The sequence below is a fragment of the Vibrio sp. 10N.286.55.E10 genome (assembly GCF_002872555.1).
Classification (GTDB): domain Bacteria; phylum Pseudomonadota; class Gammaproteobacteria; order Enterobacterales; family Vibrionaceae; genus Vibrio; species Vibrio crassostreae.
In genome coordinates this window covers 1-23,865 of the sequence record NZ_MCSD01000014.1, presented here as the reverse complement: position 1 = coordinate 23,865, position 23,865 = coordinate 1, and the positions used below count along the sequence as shown (strand labels likewise).

Genomic DNA, 23,865 nt, shown 5'->3' with positions numbered 1-23,865 from the left:
GTTTATTGCCTTCCTACGCGCCTACTTAGTCTATTTGAGGGCGTGGCCACACTTGTCGGCGTGGAAGACTTTTAGATAATGTTGGTAGTAGTCATCAATGAGCTTGGCAGGTTCACTTTCACCTAAAGATTTGAGTAACTCAATACCCACTTCACAAGTACACAAGTGGCCGCTGTCTTGATTGCGGCGCAAGGTGTATGAAGATTCGCTGGTAATGTCGAGGTGAACTTGCGGAACAGCTTGTAACCACGAGCTCTTGTTAAGCATCTTCTTCGCTTCTTGCCATGTGCCATCCAAGATGATGAATAACGGCTTATGACTCTGGGCTTGGGTCACTACGGCTTGCTGACACTCGATACTTTGATCATTTGGGAATAACAGAAACGGTTGTCGAGTTTTATCTTCAAGCAGTGCGATTAGCTCAGCTGGTGGTGTTTTCCTTTGCCATACAAGGGACCGACACTGATCAAGGGATTGCTGAAGCAGCTTTCCGGTATTGGTATCGCGCGATAGTTCATTCTCATGAGTGAGCAGTACCAGATCGATTTGGCTTTCGACACTAGGTATAAGGTGACAAATACATTGGTGAGTGAAGCCACAACCAGGGCAAGCTTGTTGGTTACTCATGTTTACAGCTTCACTCCACTTTGTGCGGGTGAGATACCATCAGCAAACAACACCACGTCGCTGATATCAGCATCATCTGCAACTGGAGCGACACTTGGGTTTAGCGGATAGCTGACACCAGAGTATGAAAGTGTGTGTTTCGCAGCTGTTGCACCGCCGCCACTGACGTTGAAGATCAGATCCTGCCAGCCGTGGTTTTGCGATTTACCTAAGCGTATGTCGCCCTTAACCAGTGTCACTCGGCTATTGAAGCGCCAGTTATCTTGATGGTTTTCGAAAATCAGCAGTGTACAGCCACCAGAACCACACCAATCGAGTTGGGCAAACAACTCTTCTTTGCCGTCACCATTGAGGTCGTAGGTGAGCCAGCGATACTTAGTATCATCAGGTGAGCTGTTGTTGATCTTAAAATATTCGCGGATCGCTTGGTCAATTTTTGGATCAAGTTGATCGCTGGAGTTCACCTGCTTTGCGTTTAGATCAACGTTAGTGATGGTGTTTACTTGCGCTTGCGCACTCTTAGCTTCGAATAGCACCAGACCGCCATTGGCAATCGGATAGACCACGTTGCCCACTTTCTCTTTTTCAGCGACCAGCTTGCCATTATCGAGTGTGAAGATACGCTCGGAGATCAAATACTGTTGCTGATGGCGAGTCATCACCACTTGTACCTGATTTTGGTTCAGTTGTTGCCAGAAGCCTTGCTCAACAATAGAAGGGTCTCCATTGCTGTATGAATAAGTCGTGATAGCACTGTGGTCATCGTTGAGTTCAAGGTTGATAGAGAACCCTGAGTTTTGCGTTGAGCTAGCGAAGTAGAGTCCGCTCCAGTCCAGCGTTGGATCTTGGTTAGAGAGCGTCGCACAGCCATTGTAGCTGCTGTCGTTGAAGTTGAGCTTGGCTTCCCAGCCATAGATAGAGTCGCTCATGCCGTCGCTACAGCTTTCTTTGATCAGGTTGAGTTCGCCTTGCGCTGATTGACCTTCTAGTTGGTAGTCACGAGTGCTTGGAGTGGTGCGGCTGGATTCAATGCTGAGGATCTGTGGCTGTTCGCCCATCTTGGTGTATTTCAGCTGATCTTTATCAAAAGTCGCTGACCAGAATGGTTCATTGCCGAACACACGAGTAGAGCGCAAAGGTTGGTCACAACGATCAGGGTTCTCTGCAGTGAGGATATTGACTTGGTCAACCACGAAGCGTGCGGTGAAGTCGGCATTGTATCCAGTTTGGCTTGGTACCGTTAGGTGACCGATGAGCTCACCATACAAGGCTTGATAAGGTCTGGTCGCTAAGTCTTGAGCCTCGAGTGCTAGCTCAGGCGATAAGTCTAACCAGTATTGTTGCTGGCTACCGCAAGGGGTAAAGGTTCGGCTCTCATGGCCAACCACAACCTGACCACGCATGATGAAGGTTTGCGGTTGAATGCTCAGTGGCTCGTCCAAGGTTGCTGGTGGAACTTCAGGTTGTTGCGGCGTATCTGGCGCCGTTACACAACCTTGTAGCGCGAATGCGACTAACCATGTCACTGGGTTTTTCATTACCTTCATGTTATATCTTCCTCGAAGCAACCGTTAATTGGATTTATTATGGCATATTGGTTATTTAAAACAGAACCCGACACCTTTTCTATTCAGACTCTGAGAGTACAAAAAACCTCTTGTTGGGAGGGTGTACGCAACTATCAGGCTCGAAACATGATGCGTGATGACGTCAAGCTTGGCGATCTGGTGATGATATACCACTCATCATGTAAAAAAGTTGGCGTAGCGGGGATCGCTAAAGTAACCAGAGAAGCCTACCCAGACCACTTTCAATTCGATCCTGAGAGTGATTACTACGATCCTAAGTCTTCACCCGATAATCCACGTTGGATAATGGTTGATGTCGAGTTTGTGCGAGTGACTGAGCGCTTGATTCCCTTGGCAACGCTTAAAGCTATGCCTGAATTATCAGAGATGCCATTGGTGAAGCGCGGTAATCGCTTATCTATCATGCCGGTTACCGAACAAGAGTGGCAGGCCATCTTAAGCAAAGAAGTGCTAGGTTCTCGATAGCGTTAGAGAGAGCTTTTTACGTAAGGTTCAAAAAAGGCAGCCAGTTGGCTGCCTTTATGTTTTATTGGGACTGCTTAGAGTAGGTTCTTTTCTAAGTAGTGAGCAACGGCATCATCTGCGTTGCTGCCAATCACTTCATTGTCTGGCAGAGCTTTCATCACTTTTTCATGTGATGTGCCCATGATTAGGCCTTTACCCGCCATCGCCAGCATTTCAGCGTCGTTCATACCATCACCAAAGGCAACACAGTTATCCAGTGTCAGGTTCAATGATTTCGCAACAGCGTCTAAGGCGTGGCCTTTAGATACTTCAGCAGCCATCACTTCTAAGCACCAAGGTGTAGAGAAGGCGATGTTCAGTTTGTCGCCAAAAGCATCTCTTAGCTTTTGTTCAAACGTGACGAGATATTCGTGATCCTGATCTGGGTGTGTGAAGAAGACTTTCGCGATGCCTTCGCTTGGTGCGTTGTCAGCTTCAAAGCGTTTGTAACTAAAGCCAGATTCACTGTGGAACTTAGCCAGCATTTCATCTTCACGGTCTAGTAGCCAATCTTCATTCTGGTACATGTGAATAAAGAGGTTTGGATCTTGGCGAACGATATCAATAACAGGCTGAACGAGTTCCTGAGGTACGTTCTGGCTATACATCAATTGATCGTTCTGGTCATGCACACGTGCACCGTTTGATGTGATCATGTACGCCGGAATGCCTGCAATCTGACGAATACCCGCCACATCGACGTGGTGACGACCCGTAGCGAAGATGAAGGTATAACCTTGGTCGTGTAATTTCTTTAGCGTCAACTTGGTAAAGTCGCTTAGCTGATGGTTGGGAGCCAAAAGCGTACCATCTAAATCAGAAGCGACAATTTTCACGGAATCTTTAAGTGCAGGAATACTCATTTAACCCTCATTGCAAAATGCTGAATCAATATTGACGCTAGCCAACGCTAGAATCGTTTTAACTACAATATCTCTAGGTAGAAATTGTATGCCAAATTCATGCAAGAAAAGAGGGCAAAGCTCACTTACTTCTCTTCCTCTTTAGCGACTCTCTCTGCTGTCCGTTACTTTTCTTGTTGTCACGCTAACGCTAAGCAAAAAACTGAGTAATAGCCCCCAATGTTGGATTACGATACTCATCTTTCTCAAACAACACCTCATGTCTAGAACCTTCGATGACCTTAAATTGGCAATCCGAGTTGGTTTTCTTCAGCTTATTGATGAACTTCACTTGAGCATCGTTACTGACAATCTTCTCTTCCCCAGCTTGAATCAATAGTAGAGGGATTTTGATTTGGCGAGTTTGTTGAATCGCTTGCTTGGCTGCCATTAATCCTTGCCATACCCAGCGCGTACTTGGCCCACCCACCTGCAAAGAGGGTGACTCGTCATATAAGCGACGGAACCACTGATAGCGAACCTTGCTGTGGCTCAGTAAGTTGTTTTCGAAAGGCTTCGAGTAATACGCTTGCTGCCCCGGCGCGTAAACTGGCTTGGCGTGATATGCGGTAAGCACTTGTCCAACAATCATCGCGATAGGTTTTAGGTACCATTCAGTGTTGATGCCAAACATCGGCGCACACAGAGTGACCTTATCAAACGGATGGTCTGGATGAGTTTGTAGGTAGCGAGTCGCGATGGTACTGCCCATTGAATGCGCGAGCAGATAGCGATTGGAATACTTACTGAGATCAAAACTGGCAATGACGTCAGACATGTCAGATGCATAATCATCAAACTCATGAATGTGACCGATGTCAGAGTCTGTTACCATACGTTCAGACTGGCCTTGACCTTGGTGGTCAAATGAATAAACGTCATAGCCTTGTTGATAGAAATCATAAAAGAGTTCTTGGTATTTTTGGCAGCACTCGATACGGCCATTTGAAATAACAATCGCCTTGGTATGCGCCTCTGAAGTAAGGCTACACCAGTACAGCCTCTTTTTACCGGATGATGTTACATACCCATCTTTTCGTTGTTGCCAAAGGGTGGGGATCGGGTGTTTAATCGCTTGCTCGAATTGAGGTTCTTGCGTGTACGAAAACGGGGCGGCGCTGTGGTTTTCCATGGGAAATTACCTGAACTGGTGCATGTGAGAGCTTTATCGCTACTAATGTTGTTAGATTAAAGAACTAGTAAGGAAATGCAAATGGATACTCATGTTTGGCTTGCTTATTTCGTCACGGCGATTTTGTTCAGTTTGGCTCCGGGCTCAGGTACCGTTAACTCAATCAGTAATGGGCTAAGTTATGGCACTAAGAAGTCACTCGCGTCGATCGCAGGCTTACAGCTTGGCCTTGCATTTCACATCATGCTGGTGGGAGCGGGTATTGGTGCATTAGTCGCTCAATCTGCATTGGCGTTCACCATCATCAAATGGGTGGGGGTGGTGTATCTTCTTTGGTTGGGTATCCAAAAGTGGCGCGACAACTCTAGCTTAATGGCTTCTGAAGAAAGCTCAACGTTATCGAGTGGCAAGCTGCTAAGAAATGCGGTGCTGATTAACCTTACCAACCCTAAATCTATCGTGTTTTTGGTGGCTCTGTTCCCTCAATTTATCGATCCAACACAACCGCAAGCACCACAGTTATTAGTGCTAGGTGTGACGACGGTATTCATTGATAGCGTTGTTATGTTGGGTTACACCTCATTAGCGTCACAAATGGGACGTTTTATTCGTTCAGATCGCATAATGGGTAAGATAAATAAAATCTTTGGTGGTATGTTCATGGGCTGCGGCGCATTGCTGGCTGCCGCTAAAGCCTAGTGAAAGCAATAGAGTTATAGTTAAACCAATTAGAGTTATCAAGAAATGACCGCTACCTACGTTGCTCGACAACCTATCTTAAACCGAAACAAGAACACGCTTGGTTATGAGCTGCTGTTTCGTGACGGAGAAAGGAATGCCTATCCAGCGCATATAGAGTCTAATCGAGCAACGTATCGTCTGATTGTTGAGAATTTCTTGTCGGTTGGGCTTAATCCGTCGATCCCATCTTCACGTTGTTTTATTAACTTCCCGTATCAAAGCTTGATTCGTCGGCTGCCACTGAGCTTGCCGAAAGACAAGGTGGTGGTTGAGATCCTTGAAACCTGCCAACCGACCGACGAGTTATTAGAAGCCGTTAAAGAGCTCTACCAAGCGGGCTACATGATCGCCCTAGATGATTTTACTTCGACGCCAGAATGGGAACGTTTCCTCAGATATACGCATATTGTTAAGCTCGACATCATGCAGATGGGCTTAGACGAGGCGTGTGATTTGGTTAGGGCGCATCAAGGGAAGAAATTTAGCTTTCTTGCTGAACGAGTCGAAAACGAACAAGAATTCCAGCAAGCGAAAGAGGCGGGTTTTAAGTTCTTCCAAGGCTACTTCTTTAGCAAACCGGAAATCATCAAGACCAAGTACATCAGCCCTGAACAAGTGATTGCCATGGAGCTGTTCCAAGAAGTGTGCAAGCCGGATGTCGACTTTCAGCGTGTCGAGAGCATCGTCGCAAAGGATGTCGCTTTGTCTTATAAGCTACTGCGCTTTGTAAACACCATGTCGCCTCGTCTTGAGGTAACTATTTCGTCATTCCGTCAGGCCTTGGTTTACTTGGGGCAAGAGAAGCTGAAAATGTTTGTTTCGCTGGCGGTAGCGTCTTATGTTTCTGATAAAAAGCCGAAAGAGTTGTATGGCTTGTCTTTACAGCGAGCGCAATTTTGTCAGCGTATGTCTCGTTACCAAGCGTTTGAAGGGCACACTGAGCAAGCCTTTATGATCGGTTTGTTCTCGTTGCTGGATGCATTGCTCGACCTATCGTTAGAGAATTTAGTTGAGCAACTGCCTTTGTGTAAAAGCATCAAGGTGGCTCTGCTTCGTAGAGAAGGGCCATACGGTACCTTACTTGCGCTTGAAGAGAGCTTTGAACATGCCGATTGGCAACAGATTGATGAGCACTGCGCTGATTTAGGGTTAAGCGTGGATCAGGTCAAAACGGAGCTTACTGAAGCTCGCCGCTGGAGTCATACCGTGACCAACAAGCTCTGATGTTTATTCGTTAAACTTTTATGACAATGGAAACGCACGCCTTGACGTGCGTTTTTTTATAACTAACATATGCGCATATCCATATATGAGTATGTAATTATGCTTCCTCACCAATTCTTTAAATTACTGTCTGATGAAACGCGAGTGCGTTGCTTAATGATGATTGTGCGCCAAGAGTGCCTCTCTGTTGGTGAGTTGACTCAGGCATTACAAGAAAGTCAGCCAAAAGTTTCACGCCACCTTGCGCAGTTGCGCTCCAACGGCATTTTGACTGACGTTCGCCAAGGGCAGTGGGTGTTTTACCGCCTGTCACAAGATTTACCGGGTTGGATGCTAAAGTTAATTGATGACCTTATCGCATCGAACTGTTTGAAAACTGAATACCAACAAGACATTGATCGCTTAGAAGAAATGACTTCACGCCCTCAATGTTGCGTTTAATTGAATATTTTTAGATTCACCACTAGCTGAGAGAGCATACGATGACAGTTAAAGTAGGTATTAATGGTTTTGGTCGTATTGGCCGTCTAGCACTTCGCGCAGCATTCGACTGGGCAGAGCTAGAGTTTGTACAAATTAATGATGTAGCGGGCGATACCGCAACGTTAGCACATCTTCTAGAGTTCGATTCAGTTCAAGGTCGCTTTCACCACGAAGTAAATGCAGAAGGCGATGAGATGATCATTAATGGCCAGCGCATCAAGACCACACAAGAGCGCGACATCGATGCGATCGATTGGTCTGGCTGTGATGTGGTTATCGAAGCGACAGGTGTTCACCGTAAGACATCTTTCCTAAACAAATACCTAGAGCAGGGCGTGAAGCGTGTTGTGGTATCGGCGCCAGTGAAAGAAGAAGGCATCGCAAACATCGTTGTTGGTGTGAACGACAACATCTTTGACCCAGCAGTACACAAAATCGTAACGGCAGCGTCTTGTACAACAAACTGTATCGCACCTGTGGTTAAAGTGATCAACGAGAAGCTGGGTATCGAGAATGCCTCTTTCACCACGATTCACGATCTAACCAACACGCAAACTATTCTTGATGCGCCCCACAAAGACTTACGTCGTGCACGTGCATGTGGCATGAGCCTTATTCCTACAACAACGGGCAGTGCTAAAGCGATCGTTGAGATCTTCCCTGAGCTTGAAAACCGTATTAACGGCCACGCGGTTCGTGTACCACTAGCGAACGCTTCTCTGACTGACATCATCTTCGAAGTGAAGCAAGACACAACAGCAGAAGAAGTTAACGCGATGCTAAAAGAAGCGTCTGAGAACGAACTGAAAGGTATTCTTGGCTTTGAAGAGCGTCCGTTGGTTTCTATCGATTACAAAGGCGACCAACGCTCAACCATCGTAGATGCACTATCAACTATGTTAGTGGGTAAGCGCATGGTTAAGATCTACGCTTGGTACGATAACGAAATGGGTTACGCGACACGTACGGCTGAGTTAGTTCGTACTGTCGGCCTTTCTAAATAAGAATCTGGGGAAGACACAATGACACATCCAACGTGGCAACTAGACCTTGAGAAAGGTGCACTTATCCTGACTCCATGCCCAGGCACTAAAGACGCAGACCTAGATGCATCTCTAGCTCAACTTAAAGCGCAAGGCGCAGAAGCAATTGTGACGGCTTTAGACAGTGAAGAACTGGCAAGCAAGAATGTTTCTGAGCTAGGCGAGAAAGCACAAGCACTAGGCATGCAATGGTTCCAAATTGAAATCGAAGATGATTGTGCACCGGGTGCTGACTTTGCGCAGAAGTGGCAAGCAGCAAGCCCAGAGCTACATCAAGTTGTGGATAATGGCGGTAAGGTAGCGATGCACTGCATGGGCGGTTCTGGCCGTACAGGTTTATTCGCAGCTCATCTGCTTTTAGAAAAAGGCTGGGACCTCGATAAGATCGTTCAAGAAGTTCAGGCACTGCGTCCAGGTGCCTTCACTAAATCTATCCAGGTTGAGTACATTAATGGCGTAGCGAATAGCTAATAGTCATCAGTGTTAGACAGGGAGCTTTTGGTATCTGGAGTGTTGAACTTATCATGATCCAAAAGCTCTTTTTGTTTTGGTTGCAGAGATAGCATTATGTTTTCAAATCTAAGTAAGAGCGTTCGCCAATACATGTTGGTGACCTTCAACTACTGGAACTTCACCATTACTGATGGTGCACTTCGTATGCTGGTGGTTTTGTATTTTTACGACCTTGGCTACAGTTCGTTAGAGATCGCCTCGCTGTTCCTTTTCTATGAATTCTTTGGTGTGGTGACGAACCTAATCGGTGGTTGGTTGGGCGCACGTCTTGGCCTCAATAAGACCATGAACATTGGTTTGGGGATGCAAGTTGTCGCCTTGGGTATGCTCGCGGTGCCAACGGCGATGTTGACTATTCCTTGGGTAATGGCGGCGCAGGCCTTGTCTGGTATCGCTAAAGACCTCAATAAGATGAGCGCCAAGAGCTCAATTAAGACCTTAGTGCCGGATGAACAGCAAGGCGCGCTGTATAAGTGGATTGCAATTCTGACAGGCTCTAAGAATGCCCTGAAAGGTGCAGGCTTCTTTATTGGCGGTTTACTGCTTTCAACGATTGGCTTCCAATATGCAGTGCTTGCGATGGCAGCTGTGCTGACTTTGGTCTTCATTGGCAGTGTGCTGAGCTTAGAAGCGGACATGGGTAAAGCGAAAACCAAGCCTAAGTTCAAACAGATCTTCTCTAAATCTGAATCCATCAACATCCTATCTGCAGCTCGCATGTTCTTGTTTGGTGCTCGTGATGTGTGGTTTGTGATTGCTTTGCCAATTTATCTCGGCAGCGTGTTTGGTTGGGATCACTCATGGGTTGGCGGTTTCTTAGCGGCTTGGACTATCGCTTATGGCTTTGTACAAGGCATAGCGCCGAAGATTACGGGTAAAGCTCAGGGTAAGGTGCCAGATGGGCATGCCGCGCTGTTATGGGCTGGTGCGTTGGCTATCGTGACCGCTGCCATTGCTTATGCGGTACAGATTGGTTGGCAACCAGAGCTAGTTATCGTGGGTGGTTTGATGGTGTTTGGTGCTATCTTTGCGGTGAACTCGTCCCTTCACTCATACCTGATTGTGAGTTATGCGAAAGGCGACGGGGTATCGCTTGATGTTGGTTTCTACTACATGGCGAATGCAATGGGTCGCTTGATTGGCACAATCTTGTCGGGCTTGGTATTCCAAATGGCAGGTTTGTCTGCGTGTTTGTGGGTTTCCTTCGCATTCTTAGCGATAACGACGGTGATCTCTCTGCGTTTACCTAGGATACCGCAAATCTCAGCAGCATAAGCTTCAGCCGCATGAGCTAAATTCGCGATAAGCATCTCCTTTAACACTAAGCTGACTTGGTATTTATTCCGGTCAGCTTTTTTATTGCTATAGTAGAATGATTGAATATTAATCAGGCATTTACATGAAGCAGCGAATTCTTTTTTTTGATTTAGCACGATGTGTCGCGGCCGTAGCGGTTATCGCGATTCATGTTTTGGCGCCTTATCGCAACGAACTAGGAACCATTCCTTTCGGCGAATGGTTAACAGCAATCACCGTAAATGGCTTCAGCCGCTGGGCGGTGCCTGTCTTTATATTGATAACGGGTGCTTTGATGTTAAGCGATCAGCGCCCGTTTGACGCTAAGTACTACCTCAAGCGACGTCTAGGCAAAGTATTGATACCTTTCATCGTTTGGTCGCTTTTCTATACCTACCTATCTGGTTGGTCTGCGATGGGCTTTGATGCCGACGTCAGTTGGGACGTGTTGCTCAATAGCTACCATCATTACACCTATTACCACCTCGGTTTCTTCTATTACTTTATCCCGCTCTACTTTGTGATTCCGTTCTTGCAGATCATGGTCAGAAAGTACGGTGATAGATCGGTCTATGCCTTTACGGCGGTATGGCTGTTCACAACATTACTGTTCTTACTGAAAATCGACGGCCCTTGGAGCCACGAATTGTGGCTGTACACCGGTTACTTACCATTGGGGTACTTGCTGTATAAGATTGTGCCACTTAACAAGATGACAGTCGGCGTGAGTGTGTTACTGGGTGGGTTAGCGTTACTAACCACGGTTTACATGGTAGTTGATGCAAGCTTGGTAGCAGAAGAGTACACGGTGGGGCGCTGGTTATCTTACAAGACGTTGAATACGGTATTAGCAGCGAGCATGGTGTTTATGCTGTGTCGTTATTACGGAGAAGGATTATCTGAGAAAAGTAACCAAGTGGTTGGCTTTATCAGTAAGCACAGCTTAGGTATCTACCTGCTGCATCCTATCTTCTTGTGGCCAATGAAAGAGTTTGGTTGGTACCAGGGACACCCTGCGTGGGTTATCCCATTATGGATTGTGATCAGTGGCGCAGGTGCGCTTTGGATGAGCTGGATGGTATCTAAGTCTGAGAAAACGCGTTGGTTATTGCCTTAGTCGTTAATACTAAGGCCATTAGTTATTATCGCTGATGGTCGGTTTTTGATGAATCGTTGAAGCGGCTTACGATTAGCGTTTCAACGCAAAGTGTAAGAACTTATCGCCTTGGTAGGTTAAGGTTCCTTTGTCGCCGGGGTTAAGGGCGTGGAAATAGTGGATTCCGACTTGGAATTCGCGTTTCGGACCAACCACACCACGTTGAACGTAAATCCAGTACTCTTGATCTTCTTGGCCAGGTTCTGCGTCAGGAAGGTCGATGGATTGTTTGTCTAACACAGTGACATTCACTTTCTTCTCTGGCGCATTTTCACCTTGCGAGTGTTTTCGATAGAAACCAATAAATACCCAAGCCGCTAGAGCAGCGAGTGCAAAAATGGCAAAAAAGAGTGAATTAGGCATATAACCTCCATGTAGTCGTGATGGTTATTCTAGTCTTTCAGGCAATAGGGATATGTGTTTAAAGCCGTTATTCGTGAACTGTTGTAAGCCAAGCTGATTATTTTTCGGCGGACATCACATTTAATGGCCAGTTTGGGATAAAGCATTGTTATTTATTGTCTCTTTCTCTCGTAAATAACAGTGATTTTGTATAAGAATAGGGAAATGCTCGACTAGAATTATAGTGTGGAGTGGGAGGGCCAAGATGACCGATATTGAAAAAGTGGTGACAAGAACTCGCAATATAGAGAAATTATTGAGGCTTCAATATCATGCCGAAGGCGAAGGATTGCATGAGCTTGTAACAAGCTGTGAAGAAAGGCTACCGCACGATATGGTGAGCAAGCTGCGTTATATCGCAACGTGTCGTAACAAGGTAGTCAATGAACATGAGGCTAAGTTGGAAGACCAACATAAGTTCATCATGATGTGTAACGACTGTGAGAAGGAGCTGACTCCACGTAGTGGTCGTTTTATTTGGCGAATTGCGATCTTACTAATGATGGCAATGACTTTGGCTGCCGCAGGTTTCTATTATGCGAACTGGGATGTGCTAACACTGCATCTGTTTTCGAAATGAAAAAATTGAACAAAAAAAGGGACGCTCATGGCGTCCCTTTTTTTATCTGTAACTTGCTTAGTACATCATCGGTAGTGTCATTAGACCTACAACTACCGCGATCATTACAAGTCCTTGTCTTTGCGAAGATGAAATCATAACACTACTCCTAAATTTGGTTGTCTCTCGCTATGTTTTAAAGAATAGCACTACTTATGGCTTTAGATCAATAATTACTTTCGAAAGCTTTAAAAGTAGTAGAAAACTATGAGTTTTTTGCTTGTTTTAGTGTATTTAACTGTGTTTTATGGTGTGTTCTTATTTTGTTCGTTGTGATTTATGTTTGTTCTAATTTGGTTTAACCTGTTGTTTTTTAATGGTTGTTTTGTGTAATTTATATTGTTAAAGGTTGTTAAACTGTATTAATAAGGGTTGGCGGTGGCTAGGTTTGTTTTGGTTGATTTTTTAAGTTTTCGACTTGGTTTTTGTGGCGGTTTTTACCGGGGGCTTGAAATAACCTGACAAAACTGGGTTCTAAAAAAGAAAACTGGCTACTTTACAAGTCTAGGGTTGGTCGGAGTTTTTATTTTCCTATTAAGCTTGAGTTTGTTTGTTTAAGTCATTGTTATTGTTTGCTTTAAATGTATTGATTTTAATTTTTTAAGTGTGGTATTTGCCGGGATTTGGCCAGTTTTTATGGAACCAATAGGTTAGAATTGACCAAAATTCAAGTATGGCGACTCTAATGCCAGTTTGAATAGGTTTTATGATGATTTGCTCTAGTTTTAAACGAATAGTCATTGTCACTGTGGTAATTGTTACGACTTCAATCTAAAGAGACTCTTTTTAGTGGAAGCGTAATCAAGATCCAATTTTGAGGGGCTGAGGCTTTACATCAACACTCGTGTGCCTAGACTGGCGACGATTTAAAGCAATAGGGCAAATGGTATGTGGAGTTGGTTGGCGGTTTCCTTGTCTGGTATCGGAGCAATAGCAGGAACGAAGCATGGACATATCGGTCAGGCCTTATCGTATAAGGTTTTTACCTTTGTATTATTAGCGACCATTGCTTTAACTCAATCTGTCGTTGCTGATTTTACCTATTGGGTCGTTGCTGGGTTGGCGGTTTCTGCGATCGCAGATGTCTTACATACTGTTACTCAAAAACGTCCTCTGCATTTTGTTTGCTTCTTGCTGGCTCAGCTCTGTTACAGCAAAGCATTTTGGTTACAGCTATCAGGAGAAATGGTCTGGTGGTTGTTCGCACTCCTGTTAGCGGCTTGTGTCGTTGCTTTCTTCTTACTTCTGCCTCGCTTAGACAAACTCGTCTTTCCTGTGGTTATCATGGGTATCGTGCTTATTCAGCTTGCATGGGCTTCTGGTGAGCTCTGGTTGCTTGATCCTCAACTGTCGCATGCGGTGGGTTTTGCTGGTTGTGCCGTGTTGCTGCTTTCTGCATTAGCATACGCGCTAAACTTCTATCGTAGCCCCATTAAGGGTGCCTACTTTTGGGTGACGGGCAGTTACTTTCTGGCTCACGCTCTCATTGTTGCTTCCCTTACCATTTAGGGTAGAGCTAGCTTAACTCTGAGCTACATCAAGGCAGCTAAGATGAAAGTAGGTAATCTACGTCTACTTCATTAAACATGAGATAGAGTTATGACTACCGAAATTCATGCACACAACGTTTTAAACCTACTGAGTGAAAAGCCACTGACTTGTGAAGAGTTGACGCAAGAGCTTGCTCAAACTTATGGCGCAGAAGCTCGTTTCCATACCTGTAAGCTGAACGGCCTGGATTTAGATGGATTGCTGAAGTTTTTCCTGAAGATGGAAAAGGTCGTAGTTATTGATGACAAGCTTTGCACTAATCGCGAACGTGTGTGTAACCACTAACTCCCAGTGACTTGGTTTCAGAGCCTTTTGGCTTTTATAGATTAAGAAGAGTGGATGCTATGTTTCGGCTTCACTCTTTAAATTCTCTTTTTACTTTTCTCCTTTCTACTTTTCTATTTGCTCTCGCAAAATTCCCTTCTAATTAGATAAGTTAATCCTTTTATTACTGCGTTCGAAAATCAATGTTGAGGCTGCTATACTCCGCGCACTTACGCTTTTCGAGACAAACTTATGGAAATTTTATCTGCAGCAACCATGCTGTTTCTTATTATGGACCCGCTTGGCAATCTACCAATCGTGCTCTCTATCCTTAAGCATATTGATCCGAAGCGTCGTCGTATTGTTCTTGTTCGTGAACTGATGTTTGCGCTGATTATCCTGCTGTTGTTCTTGTTTGCTGGTCAAAGCATTATGAACTTCCTGCATGTGCAGCCTGAAACCTTGAGTATCTCTGGCGGTATTATTCTGTTCATCATCGCGATTAAGATGATTTTCCCAAGTGCGGGTAGTATTACTGGCCTCGCGGCGGGTGAAGAACCGTTTATTGTGCCGATGGCGATCCCAATGATTGCTGGCCCTTCAGTGATTGCGGCATTAATTCTGTTGTCGACACAGCACCCTGACAACATGTTAGAGCTTTCAGCCGCGGTGATGTTGGCTTGGGGCGCTACCTTCTTCATTCTGATGTTTAATGGCTTCTTCCTGCGAGTGTTGGGTGAGAGAGGCCTTAAAGCCATCGAACGCTTGATGGGCTTGTTGCTGGTTATGCTGTCGACGCAAATGTTCCTAGATGGTGTGAAAGGCTACATGGGTTAACATCAGTATCATCGCTGAATAAAAAAACGCCGCTCAAATGAGCGGCGTTTTTGTCTCTACTGTTTCTGTCATGATGTTTTCTGTAGCTAAGCGTTTTATATCTGAGCTTAAGCTTGATTACATCATGTGCTTGCGTCGGATATCGAGTAGGGCAAAGACACCGAAAATCAATATTGACCACTTCTCCCAACGTGACATTTCGATCTTGTCGCCGAAAGCACCGATAAAAATCAGCATCTGCAGGCCGTGCATGAAGAACAAGAACGCTGTCATGATATAAAGCGCAATCGCCGCATTACCCGGGAACGGGTAGAAAATATTTACGATTAAGATAAACCAAACAAAGGCGATGGCTGCTTTTGCTAGTGGAAGCAAGAACTTCATTCAATAACTCCTATTCTTCAGTGATTCGATTGAACAGTCGGTAACTTGACTGTCCGGTAGTCTTATCGCGATGCAACTCCCAGTTCTCTGGCATAGCTTCGAGTTTCAGCTCTTTCTCTGTCTCGACGTAAATGATGGCATCGTCTGCAAGCCAACCGTTACTCTCAAGCAGTTGTACTGTTTCTGCCAATAAGCCTTTACGAAATGGTGGATCAAGGAAAACCATATCGTAAGGGGTGCCTGGCTTCTTAAGGAAAGAGATAGCGTCAGTATTTACAACATTGATGTTGTCTGCTTTGAGCTCTTTCGCGTTATCAGAAAGTTGTTTAGCAGCCTTTTGGTTCATTTCGAGCAGCGTCACCATTTTTGCTTGGCGAGAAGCTGCTTCAAAACCTAAACCGCCAGAACCGGCAAATACATCCAAGCAAGTTGAATGTGGGATATCTTGAGCCACCCAGTTAAAGAGTGTCTCTTTTACTCGGTCAATGGTTGGGCGTAATCCTTCTAAATCATGGACGGGCAGTTTTCTACCTCTCCATGAGCCACTAATAATTCGAACAAAGCCTCCGGATGGCTTTTTTTGTGATGTGTTTTGCTGGCGACGTCTTACCATAGATTTTTTGACCGCTAATAAAGTGATACTATACCGAGCCCAATTTAAGTGGGTTCGTGTATTAAATAAATTTGCAATGACAAAGTGTATCAAGCTAAAAGCAAACTTATCACTGCTTTGTCATTTTTCTTTACTATTCGTTTGTACAAGCTTGTATTGTATAACAATAGCAAAGAGTCGACGTGTATTAAGTCAATACAGCTAATTAGTAGATCTAGGAAACTCCTCTGATGACGGAAAAAAAGAAGCGCGGATTATTATCGTGGCTTGGTTTTGGTGAAGAAGAACAAAGCCCAAAAACTCAGAATGAAGCGAACGTAGAAAGCGTTGAAGATCAAACTGAAGTTGAATCACAAGTTGAGGCTGAACAGGTCGCGCCTGAAGCTGAAGTCGCTAAGCCAACTGCATCTGAGCAAGCGCTTGAAGAAGCTCAACAAGAACAGCAACCTGTCGCAGCAGAAGCAGAAGCAGAAGCAGAAGCAGAAGCAGAAGCAGAAGCAGAACAGGAAGAAGTGGTTGTTCCTCAAGCTAAGGTTGAAGAAGTACAAGAGAAGCCAACAGAAAGCTTCTTTGCTCGCCTTAAGCGCAGCCTAAGCCGCACTAAAGCAAACATCGGCGCCGGTTTCTTCGGTCTGTTCAAAGGCAAGCAAATCGATGAAGATCTGTTTGAAGAGCTAGAAGAGCAACTTCTGATCGCTGATGTGGGTATGAATACCACGGTTAAGATCATTGAAAACCTGACAGAAAAAGCATCTCGCAATGACCTAAAAGACGGTGAAGCGCTTTATGGTCTGCTCAAAGAAGAGATGGCAGACATCTTAAGCCAAGTAGAACAGCCACTGGTTGTTGATACCACTAAAACACCTTACGTTATCTTAATGGTTGGTGTGAACGGTGTAGGTAAGACAACTACGATCGGTAAACTGGCAAAACAATTCCAAAATGAAGGCAAGAAAGTGATGCTAGCGGCGGGTGATACCTTCCGTGCTGCAGCCGTTGAACAGCTTCAGGTTTGGGGTCAGCGTAATGATGTGCCGGTTATCGCTCAGCACACAGGTGCGGATAGTGCGTCTGTTATCTACGATGCGATTGAAGCAGCGAAAGCACGTGGCGTTGATGTTGTGATTGCCGATACAGCGGGTCGTTTGCAGAACAAGAGCAACTTGATGGAAGAGCTGCGTAAGATTGTTCGTGTAATGAAGAAGATTGATGACTCTGCACCACACGAAATCATGCTAACGCTCGATGCCGGTACGGGTCAGAATGCTATCAGCCAAGCGAAACTATTCAGTGAAGTGGCTCCAGTAACCGGTATTACACTGACTAAGTTAGATGGTACGGCGAAAGGTGGCGTAATTTTCTCAATTGCTGACCAGTTCCAGATTCCAATCCGCTACATTGGTGTGGGTGAAGGTATTGATGACCTGCGCCCATTTGAATCTAAAGACTTCATTGAAGCACTATTTAGCCGCGAAGAGTAACGCGAGTAGCAAAGTGGTTTATCCTTAATCTGCTACCGTTTTTAAATTTGATATTAGTGATCGTAAGAGGAATTTTCGGTGATCAAATTTCAGCAAGTGAGTAAAGCCTACCGAGGTGGAAGACAAGCGCTCCAAAAAGTGGACTTTCACCTGAAACGTGGAGAGATGGCTTTTTTGGGTGGGCACTCTGGAGCTGGTAAAAGTACCTTGCTGAAGTTGATCTGCGCGATAGAGCGTCCAACCGATGGACGTGTCTGGTTCAACGATCACGATATCACTCGTATCCCAGCCAAAGACATCCCTTTCTTACGCCGTAATATTGGGATTGTTTTTCAAGACCATCGCCTGCTGATGGACCGTTCGATTTTCGATAACGTCGCTCTGCCTATGCGTATTGAATCTATTTCTGAAAACGAAATAAAACGCCGAGTCAGTGCTGCGTTGGATAAGACAGGCCTATTAGATAAAGCCCGTTGTTTGCCAAGCCAGCTTTCTGGTGGTGAACAGCAACGTGTGGGCATTGCTCGGGCTGTGGTGAACCGTCCAACCCTACTGCTTGCGGATGAGCCGACGGGTAACCTAGACCCTGAATTATCTAACCGTGTGTTGCGATTATTTGAAGAGTTCAACCGCGCAGGTGTGACGATCATCCTAGCGACGCACGATATCGGGTTAGTGAACACTCGCCCTCAGTACCGCCATCTTGAATTAAACCAAGGATTTTTGAGTGAGGTTGAAGACTATGGCCGCGAATAAGCGCATCAAAAAACCTCAATCTAATCGAGCAGCAAACCGCGCTTCAAGCGACGGCTTCTTTGTTGTTCACTGGAAACAAGCCAAGTCATCGTTCTCGCAAATGTGGCAGCGCCCGTTAGGCAACTTGCTGACCCTTGCGGTGATCTCTATGGCGTTGGCGATGCCAGCTTGTTTGTACCTGTTGGGTAAAAATGTGGGTGAAGTAGCGCAAGATGTCACTAGCCCGTCACAAATAAGTGCTTATGTAGAGGATGGTATTCCTGAGCCACGAGTAATGGTGCTCAAGGATGAAATCGAAAGTTGGGATCAAGTTGAGCTGGTGGAGTACATATCTCCGCAGCAAGGGCTTGCAGACCTCAGCCAGTATTCTGGTTTTGAAGACGCCCTAACTATCCTAGATGATTATTCACTGCCAGGTGTGCTGGTGATTACGCCAAGCGTACACAGCGATACCTTAATTAAAGAACTGGCAGGCACAGTTAAACAACAAGAATTAGTAACCGATGTTCGCCTAGACGAAGATTGGTTAGCTCGATTAGATGCGATCAAAGCACTCGCGGCTGTCATCGTGATTACCTTAACGGTATTGATGTTGGGCGCGGTATTTCTGATTATCGGCAATACACTACGATTTAATGTGTTGGCGCATAAAGAAGAGATTCAAACCATGAAGCTGATTGGTGCGACCGACAGCTACATTCTTCGACCATACCTTTATGCTGGGATGTGGTTTGGCGTATTAGGTTCGATTAGCGCTTGGGTAATGACGGCATTAATTACCGTATTACTGAACAGTGCAGTGGATGACTTGGCTCAGTTGTATGACAGCCACTTCCGCTTAATTGGCCTGAGCTGGGATGAATCTTTACTGCTTTTGATCGTCGGAACTCTGCTTGGTAGTGTGGCTGCGAAGCTTTCTGCACAGCGTCACCTAAAAGAAATTGAACCAGTTTAGGTGAATAGAGTCATATTTAGACGAAAAATAGGCACTTCTTAACCAGTTTTTGCCTTGTATAGACGAATTGATTATGCATAATTACTTCCCCCTCCTTGAAACCTGTTCATTTTAGGTTCAAGATTGTCGGGTTTTAATAGATGTATTACTCCAGATCAGAGATTGATGAGGAACCGAATGGCAAACCAAGCGTATCAAATGGCTTTAGTCACACAAGATAGTTTAGATAGCTATATCCGCTCAGCGAACAGCTACCCAATGCTGACACCTGAAGAGGAACGTGGACTTGCAGAGCGATTACATTACAAAGGTGAGATCGATGCTGCGAAAGGCTTGATCCTTTCCCACCTACGATTCGTGGTGCACGTCGCAAGAGGCTACTCTGGCTACGGGCTGCCAATGGCTGATCTCGTCCAAGAAGGTAACATCGGCTTGATGAAGGCTGTTAAGCGCTTCAATCCAGAAGTTGGTGTTCGATTGGTTTCTTTCGCAGTTCACTGGATCAAAGCTGAAATTCATGAATACGTTCTGCGTAACTGGCGCATCGTTAAAATTGCGACAACTAAGGCACAGCGTAAACTGTTCTTTAATCTTCGTAAGTCTAAAAAGCGTTTAGGTTGGTTTAATAACGGTGAAGTTGAGACAGTTGCTCGTGAACTGGGTGTTGAGCCTTCTGAAGTTCGTGAAATGGAATCTCGCTTAGCGGCACAAGACGCGACGTTTGAAGCGCCCATGGACGATGACGACGGCGGTTCTGCTTACACAGCTCCAGTTTACTACCTAGAAGACAAAGCATCAGACGTTGCTGAAACGGTAGAAGCGGCTAACTGGGAGTCACACACCAATAATCGCCTAGGACTCGCACTAGCAAGCTTAGACGAGCGTAGCCAACACATTGTTCGCTCACGTTGGTTAGACGACAACAAAGCAACCCTGCAAGACTTAGCGGATACCTACAGCATTTCTGCAGAGCGTGTTCGCCAGTTAGAAAAGAATGCGATGAAGAAATTGAAGCAAGCCGTTGGCGATTTCTAATAGCATCTAGTTTCTATTAGCTTCAGAGCTAGCAAATAACTGAATTTTGAAAAGGCCGAGATCGAGAGATCTCGGCCTTTTTATTTTGGATCGATTTCTCAACTTTTGCGATCGAAATTTGCAAAATGATTTTGTGGATAACTCTGTGAGAAGTTTATTCGTCAGCTGTCTAAAAGCAGGGTGTAGTAAGGCTTTGACGGGGTTTTTCGAGTGGGGATATTTTTCAGTTAACCCACAGTTAGATCAGGATCCTTACTACATGTTGTGGATCTATTTTTAAAAAGGCACTTTATTCACGCAATTCACAGATTTATCCACAAATGGTGTAAAAGTGATCGCTGGTGGATAACCTTATTAAGTGGATGTGAATGTTAGCCTTGGGATAGGTTACAATGGCAGCAAAGTAAATCAGTATAAAAGAGAAAGTCATGGACCAGTTTAAACATATCGATGTTAAAGGCGCTCAAGCCCTCATTGAACAAGGCAACGCTCGACTTGTCGATATACGTGACCCGCAGTCTTTTGCGGTTGCCCACTCACAAACAGCCTACCACCTGACTAACGATACGATGGTGTCGTTCATGGATGAGGTTGAGTTCGAACAACCTATCTTGGTGATGTGTTACCACGGTATTAGCAGCCAAGGTGCAGCACAATATTTAGTGAACCAAGGCTTTGAAGAGGTATATAGTGTAGATGGCGGTTTCGAAGCTTGGCACCGTGCTGAACTTCCTGTGATTGCTGGTTAATTACCTTTATCGCTCCAAGCATCTCTCATAGTATGAATAGGAAGTACCAATGATTAGATTGATGGTGTTAGACAACCCACGTCTTGCTCAAGCATTTATTGATTATATGGCGTCTCGTCAGATCCCTATTCAGATGTCTCCTGAGGGGGAAGGGCGTTTTGCGCTTTGGCTTATTGATGGTCAATTTCAAGTTGAAACCGAAGCTGAGCTCAATCGCTTCTTGTCGGAACCCAATCATAAGCGCTATCAAGCGGCGTCTTGGGACATGGCAGAGACCAGGAAGAGCAACTTTCATTATCATACACCAAGCTTCATGGGCATGATAAAAGCCAAAGCAGGCCCTGTGACACTCAGTATCATGCTGGTATGTGTGGTGATTTTTGCTCTGCAGCAGATAGGTTTCGGGCAGGCGATTTTTAACGCCTTACATTTCCCTGCGGTTGATGGGCAGCAATGGCAATTATGGCGCTGGCTCAGTCATGCTGTTTTGCATTTCTCGGTTATGCACATCGCATTCAACATCTTGTGGTGGTGGCAACTGGGCGGAGATATTGAGAAAAAGTTAGGTGGTCTTAAGTTACTTCAGATCTTTGCCGTATCTTCAGCGATTTCTGGTGCCGGACAATACTGGGTCGAAGGGGCGAACTTCGGTGGTTTATCTGGAGTAGTGTATGCCTTGGTTGGTTACTTATGGGTTGTCGGAGCAAAGGCGCCGCAACTCGGTTTAGGTATCCCAAGACAGATCGTTGGCTTTATGTTGGTGTGGTTAGTTCTTGGATACATGCAGCCATTTATGGCCATCGCTAATACCGCTCACTTGGCAGGTTTAGTCGCAGGTGTGATTATCGGCTTTATAGATTCAATGAAAGCGCCGAAATCGGCAACAAGCTAGCGCGTTAGTTACCGAGAATCGATAGATACAAAAAAGCGGCCAGATGGGCCGCTTTTTTATTGGGATTCGTTTTACATCATTACTGATAAAGGTACTTGGTAAACAGTAAGTCAGCAATCAGGGTTTTGCCCGTCTCAGGCAGTAGAATCTTGTTGAGGTGTTCAACCAAAGTCTTTCTCAAATCTTCGCGACCAGACAGAGACTTAATCGTTTCTTCGTTTTGTTTACCAAGCAATTCAATCACCGCATCACGAATCAGTGGTTGGTGATGCTCAATAGCGGCCAAGTCGTTACTATTTGCCACCATGATGTCGAGGCGAACCTGAATGTAGCCCAGTTTTTTACCTTTAGTGTAAAAATTGGTGGTCAGGTCTGGCTCTAGCGTGAAGTAGGCTAGTTTGGGTGCCAATTCCTCTTCAGCGAAACTTGATGCTGAAAAGAGTAGGGTAATCGCAAGAATTATTTGGGCTACATAACGTTTGTGCATATTTGTGACTTTTCTTTAGTTTATTCGCGATATTCGAAACGCATTAGTCTTGTTACAATGAGCGGTCTAAATCTAAATACGTTTACAATTCGAAGAGCGCTTTAATTTTGTTCGAAAGTTGAAGCTTTATTGTACGTGTAAAGTTACCTATTGAATACTAGTATGAATCAGCCAATATCGCTGTATCTTAATTCGTTAATGAATGTAGATTGGCAAAGTACAGAAACATTTGATTTTCCTAATGAAACCACCAAAGAGTGGCTTATGGAGCAAGGTTCTCTTTCCCGCAAGTTGGGTAAGAGCTGTCAGCACCTGTCTGTTGAGTTGCTTCATAATCAAGTTGTAGAACGCTCAAGGCTACAACAAGACGAGGAACATCTTTTATCATCGTTTGATTGCTTACTGCGTAAAGTGATTTTAAAGGGTGATGATGAACCGTGGGTGTTAGGTCGAACCTTGATTCCCCGAGTCACGCTAGAAGATCATCAGCACTCTGACCTTTCTCAACAAGGTAATGTCCCGCTTGGATTGACCGTTTTCAGTGCTGAGAACGTGGAGCGAGATGCGCTGCAAGTCGGTTGGGTTATCGTGGGCGATGAGCAATTACTCGCACGTCGTTCTCGATTATGGATGAACCATAAACCGATGCTTGTGGCTGAACTGTTTTTACCAACATCACCCATTTACTCTAAGGAGAGTGTGTAAATGCTTGCCACCAAAGCGAAGGCGTATTGGCAATTAACGCGAATGAATCGCCCGATTGGTACCCTGTTACTTCTTTGGCCGACCTTGTGGTCATTGATTATCGCCGCACAAGGTATGCCTGATTTTGATGTCTTGGTTGTTTTCGTACTCGGTGTGGTGTTGATGCGTTCGGCTGGCTGTGTGATCAATGACTTTGCTGACCGTAAAGTAGATGGTCATGTTAAACGTACCAAGCAGCGTCCATTACCTTCAGGTTTGGTTTCCAGTAAGGAAGCGATTCTGCTCTTTTTAGTGCTAGCCGTGGTTTCCTTCTTGCTGGTACTGACCATGAATCCACTGACCATTAAGCTCTCATTTATTGGTGTTGGTCTGGCGTTCATTTACCCTTTCATGAAGCGTTTTACGCATCTTCCACAGTTGTTTCTCGGCTTAGCGTTTAGTTGGGCGATACCAATGGCTTGGGCGGCACAAACCAATGAACTGCCAAGCATTGTGTGGTTTATATTCGTGATTAATGCGTTGTGGACGATTGCTTACGACACGCAATATGCGATGGTTGATCGAGATGACGACCTGAAGATTGGTATTAAATCGACGGCGATTTTATTTGGTCGCTTCGATAAACTGATTGTTGGCTCTTTGCAACTCGTCACCCTAGCGATGCTGATTGCGTTAGGCATGCATTACCAACTAGGTGATACCTTCTATTGGGCATTGTTGGTAGCGGGAAGCTTGTTTGTGTATCAACAACACCTGATGCGCCACCGTGATCGAGACCTTTGTTTCCAAGCATTTCTCAACAATAATTATGTTGGAATGGCAGTGACTGTAGGCTTATTCATTACCTTCTGGTAAGCATCAGCTTTTCGAGTTAACGAACGCTAAAGAAAAAGGCACCCAGTGGGTGTAATGCCAGTCAGTTAAG

28 protein-coding genes are annotated in these 23,865 nt (G+C 45.1%); 20 read left to right on the top strand and 8 right to left on the bottom strand.

Features of this window, described 5'->3' with window-relative positions; translation table 11 throughout:
• Positions 1–30 precede the first annotated feature (30 nt).
• Positions 31–627, bottom strand: coding sequence for a DTW domain-containing protein (locus tag BCV39_RS10590; RefSeq protein ID WP_102432587.1), 597 nt, complete (start codon positions 625–627; stop codon positions 31–33).
• A gap of 2 nt (positions 628–629) precedes the next feature.
• Positions 630–2,174, bottom strand: a complete 1,545-nt coding sequence (locus tag BCV39_RS10585; protein WP_102432588.1) for a hypothetical protein — start codon at positions 2,172–2,174, stop codon at positions 630–632.
• A 39-nt stretch (positions 2,175–2,213) separates the two neighbouring features.
• On the opposite strand from BCV39_RS10585, the gene BCV39_RS10580 reads away from it, so the two are divergent.
• Positions 2,214–2,681, top strand: a complete 468-nt coding sequence (locus BCV39_RS10580) for an EVE domain-containing protein (protein WP_017633148.1) — start codon at positions 2,214–2,216, stop codon at positions 2,679–2,681.
• Positions 2,682–2,755: 74 nt separating this feature from the next.
• Here BCV39_RS10580 and BCV39_RS10575 read toward each other — a convergent pair whose 3' ends face one another.
• The gene (locus BCV39_RS10575; protein ID WP_102432589.1) at positions 2,756–3,583 is read right to left on the bottom strand and encodes a Cof-type HAD-IIB family hydrolase; all 828 of its coding nucleotides are present in this window, start codon (positions 3,581–3,583) and stop codon (positions 2,756–2,758) included.
• A gap of 190 nt (positions 3,584–3,773) precedes the next feature.
• A complete protein-coding gene (locus BCV39_RS10570) occupies positions 3,774–4,754 on the bottom strand; it encodes an alpha/beta fold hydrolase (RefSeq protein ID WP_048662871.1) in 981 nt (326 codons plus the stop codon).
• Positions 4,755–4,835: 81 nt separating this feature from the next.
• Here BCV39_RS10570 and rhtB point away from each other — a divergent pair, with 81 nt between their 5' ends.
• From rhtB to BCV39_RS10535, 7 genes are all read left to right on the top strand, one after another.
• Positions 4,836–5,453 carry a homoserine/homoserine lactone efflux protein gene (rhtB, locus tag BCV39_RS10565; RefSeq protein WP_102432590.1) on the top strand — a complete coding sequence of 206 codons (618 nt, stop codon included), beginning with the start codon at positions 4,836–4,838 and terminating at the stop codon, positions 5,451–5,453.
• Between the two features lie 45 nt (positions 5,454–5,498).
• Entirely contained in the window at positions 5,499–6,719 is a 1,221-nt protein-coding gene (locus tag BCV39_RS10560) for an EAL and HDOD domain-containing protein (protein WP_055318280.1), read from the top strand.
• A gap of 99 nt (positions 6,720–6,818) precedes the next feature.
• Positions 6,819–7,160 carry a metalloregulator ArsR/SmtB family transcription factor gene (locus BCV39_RS10555; RefSeq protein ID WP_102432591.1) on the top strand — a complete coding sequence of 114 codons (342 nt, stop codon included), beginning with the start codon at positions 6,819–6,821 and terminating at the stop codon, positions 7,158–7,160.
• 41 nt (positions 7,161–7,201) lie between these two features.
• Entirely contained in the window at positions 7,202–8,206 is a 1,005-nt protein-coding gene (locus tag BCV39_RS10550) for an ArsJ-associated glyceraldehyde-3-phosphate dehydrogenase (protein WP_048662874.1), read from the top strand.
• Positions 8,207–8,224: 18 nt separating this feature from the next.
• The gene (locus BCV39_RS10545; RefSeq protein ID WP_048658884.1) at positions 8,225–8,716 is read left to right on the top strand and encodes a cyclin-dependent kinase inhibitor 3 family protein; all 492 of its coding nucleotides are present in this window, start codon (positions 8,225–8,227) and stop codon (positions 8,714–8,716) included.
• 96 nt (positions 8,717–8,812) lie between these two features.
• A complete protein-coding gene (arsJ, locus tag BCV39_RS10540; RefSeq protein WP_048658883.1) occupies positions 8,813–10,033 on the top strand; it encodes an organoarsenical effux MFS transporter ArsJ in 1,221 nt (406 codons plus the stop codon).
• A gap of 124 nt (positions 10,034–10,157) precedes the next feature.
• Positions 10,158–11,171: an acyltransferase gene (locus tag BCV39_RS10535; RefSeq protein WP_102432592.1), complete on the top strand. Its 1,014-nt coding sequence runs from the start codon at positions 10,158–10,160 to the stop codon at positions 11,169–11,171.
• 72 nt (positions 11,172–11,243) lie between these two features.
• Here the strand turns inward: BCV39_RS10535 and BCV39_RS10530 are convergent, their stop codons facing one another.
• Positions 11,244–11,573: a DUF2500 domain-containing protein gene (locus BCV39_RS10530; RefSeq protein WP_017061032.1), complete on the bottom strand. Its 330-nt coding sequence runs from the start codon at positions 11,571–11,573 to the stop codon at positions 11,244–11,246.
• Positions 11,574–11,817: 244 nt separating this feature from the next.
• Here BCV39_RS10530 and BCV39_RS10525 point away from each other — a divergent pair, with 244 nt between their 5' ends.
• From BCV39_RS10525 to BCV39_RS10505, 4 genes are all read left to right on the top strand, one after another.
• On the top strand, positions 11,818–12,192 hold the full coding sequence (locus BCV39_RS10525) for a DUF4145 domain-containing protein (RefSeq protein WP_102432593.1): 375 nt from the start codon (positions 11,818–11,820) through the stop codon (positions 12,190–12,192).
• 927 nt (positions 12,193–13,119) lie between these two features.
• On the top strand, positions 13,120–13,740 hold the full coding sequence (locus tag BCV39_RS10515; protein WP_048658881.1) for a lysoplasmalogenase: 621 nt from the start codon (positions 13,120–13,122) through the stop codon (positions 13,738–13,740).
• Positions 13,741–13,830: 90 nt separating this feature from the next.
• The gene (locus tag BCV39_RS10510; protein ID WP_102432594.1) at positions 13,831–14,067 is read left to right on the top strand and encodes a YecH family metal-binding protein; all 237 of its coding nucleotides are present in this window, start codon (positions 13,831–13,833) and stop codon (positions 14,065–14,067) included.
• Positions 14,068–14,298: 231 nt separating this feature from the next.
• Positions 14,299–14,883, top strand: a complete 585-nt coding sequence (locus BCV39_RS10505; protein ID WP_048658880.1) for a YhgN family NAAT transporter — start codon at positions 14,299–14,301, stop codon at positions 14,881–14,883.
• A gap of 117 nt (positions 14,884–15,000) precedes the next feature.
• Here the strand turns inward: BCV39_RS10505 and BCV39_RS10500 are convergent, their stop codons facing one another.
• Both BCV39_RS10500 and rsmD read right to left on the bottom strand, forming a co-directional pair.
• Complete coding sequence (locus BCV39_RS10500) at positions 15,001–15,267, bottom strand: DUF1145 domain-containing protein (protein ID WP_016784000.1); 267 nt, start codon at positions 15,265–15,267, stop codon at positions 15,001–15,003.
• Positions 15,268–15,277: 10 nt separating this feature from the next.
• On the bottom strand, positions 15,278–15,880 hold the full coding sequence (gene rsmD / locus BCV39_RS10495; RefSeq protein WP_048658879.1) for a 16S rRNA (guanine(966)-N(2))-methyltransferase RsmD: 603 nt from the start codon (positions 15,878–15,880) through the stop codon (positions 15,278–15,280).
• Positions 15,881–16,110: 230 nt separating this feature from the next.
• Between rsmD and ftsY the strand changes: the two genes are divergently transcribed.
• From ftsY to glpG, 6 genes are all read left to right on the top strand, one after another.
• Positions 16,111–17,361 carry a signal recognition particle-docking protein FtsY gene (ftsY, locus tag BCV39_RS10490; protein ID WP_102432595.1) on the top strand — a complete coding sequence of 417 codons (1,251 nt, stop codon included), beginning with the start codon at positions 16,111–16,113 and terminating at the stop codon, positions 17,359–17,361.
• A 78-nt stretch (positions 17,362–17,439) separates the two neighbouring features.
• Positions 17,440–18,117 (top strand): cell division ATP-binding protein FtsE, encoded by a 678-nt coding sequence (gene ftsE, locus BCV39_RS10485; RefSeq protein WP_004736585.1) that lies wholly within the window; start codon positions 17,440–17,442, stop codon positions 18,115–18,117.
• Positions 18,104–19,072 (top strand): permease-like cell division protein FtsX, encoded by a 969-nt coding sequence (gene ftsX / locus BCV39_RS10480; RefSeq protein ID WP_017061038.1) that lies wholly within the window; start codon positions 18,104–18,106, stop codon positions 19,070–19,072. The genes ftsE and ftsX overlap by 14 nt, the downstream gene beginning before the upstream one ends.
• A 177-nt stretch (positions 19,073–19,249) precedes the next feature.
• The gene (rpoH, locus tag BCV39_RS10475; RefSeq protein WP_017055518.1) at positions 19,250–20,107 is read left to right on the top strand and encodes an RNA polymerase sigma factor RpoH; all 858 of its coding nucleotides are present in this window, start codon (positions 19,250–19,252) and stop codon (positions 20,105–20,107) included.
• 428 nt (positions 20,108–20,535) lie between these two features.
• Entirely contained in the window at positions 20,536–20,856 is a 321-nt protein-coding gene (gene glpE, locus BCV39_RS10465; RefSeq protein WP_048658877.1) for a thiosulfate sulfurtransferase GlpE, read from the top strand.
• Between the two features lie 49 nt (positions 20,857–20,905).
• Complete coding sequence (gene glpG, locus BCV39_RS10460; protein WP_102432596.1) at positions 20,906–21,748, top strand: rhomboid family intramembrane serine protease GlpG; 843 nt, start codon at positions 20,906–20,908, stop codon at positions 21,746–21,748.
• A gap of 79 nt (positions 21,749–21,827) precedes the next feature.
• Here the strand turns inward: glpG and BCV39_RS10455 are convergent, their stop codons facing one another.
• The gene (locus tag BCV39_RS10455; RefSeq protein WP_048662879.1) at positions 21,828–22,235 is read right to left on the bottom strand and encodes a flagellar basal body-associated protein FliL; all 408 of its coding nucleotides are present in this window, start codon (positions 22,233–22,235) and stop codon (positions 21,828–21,830) included.
• 162 nt (positions 22,236–22,397) lie between these two features.
• Here BCV39_RS10455 and BCV39_RS10450 point away from each other — a divergent pair, with 162 nt between their 5' ends.
• Both BCV39_RS10450 and ubiA read left to right on the top strand, forming a co-directional pair.
• Positions 22,398–22,940 (top strand): chorismate lyase, encoded by a 543-nt coding sequence (locus tag BCV39_RS10450; protein ID WP_170960874.1) that lies wholly within the window; start codon positions 22,398–22,400, stop codon positions 22,938–22,940.
• On the top strand, positions 22,941–23,795 hold the full coding sequence (ubiA, locus tag BCV39_RS10445; protein ID WP_048658874.1) for a 4-hydroxybenzoate octaprenyltransferase: 855 nt from the start codon (positions 22,941–22,943) through the stop codon (positions 23,793–23,795).
• The last annotated feature ends 70 nt before the right edge of the window (positions 23,796–23,865 follow it).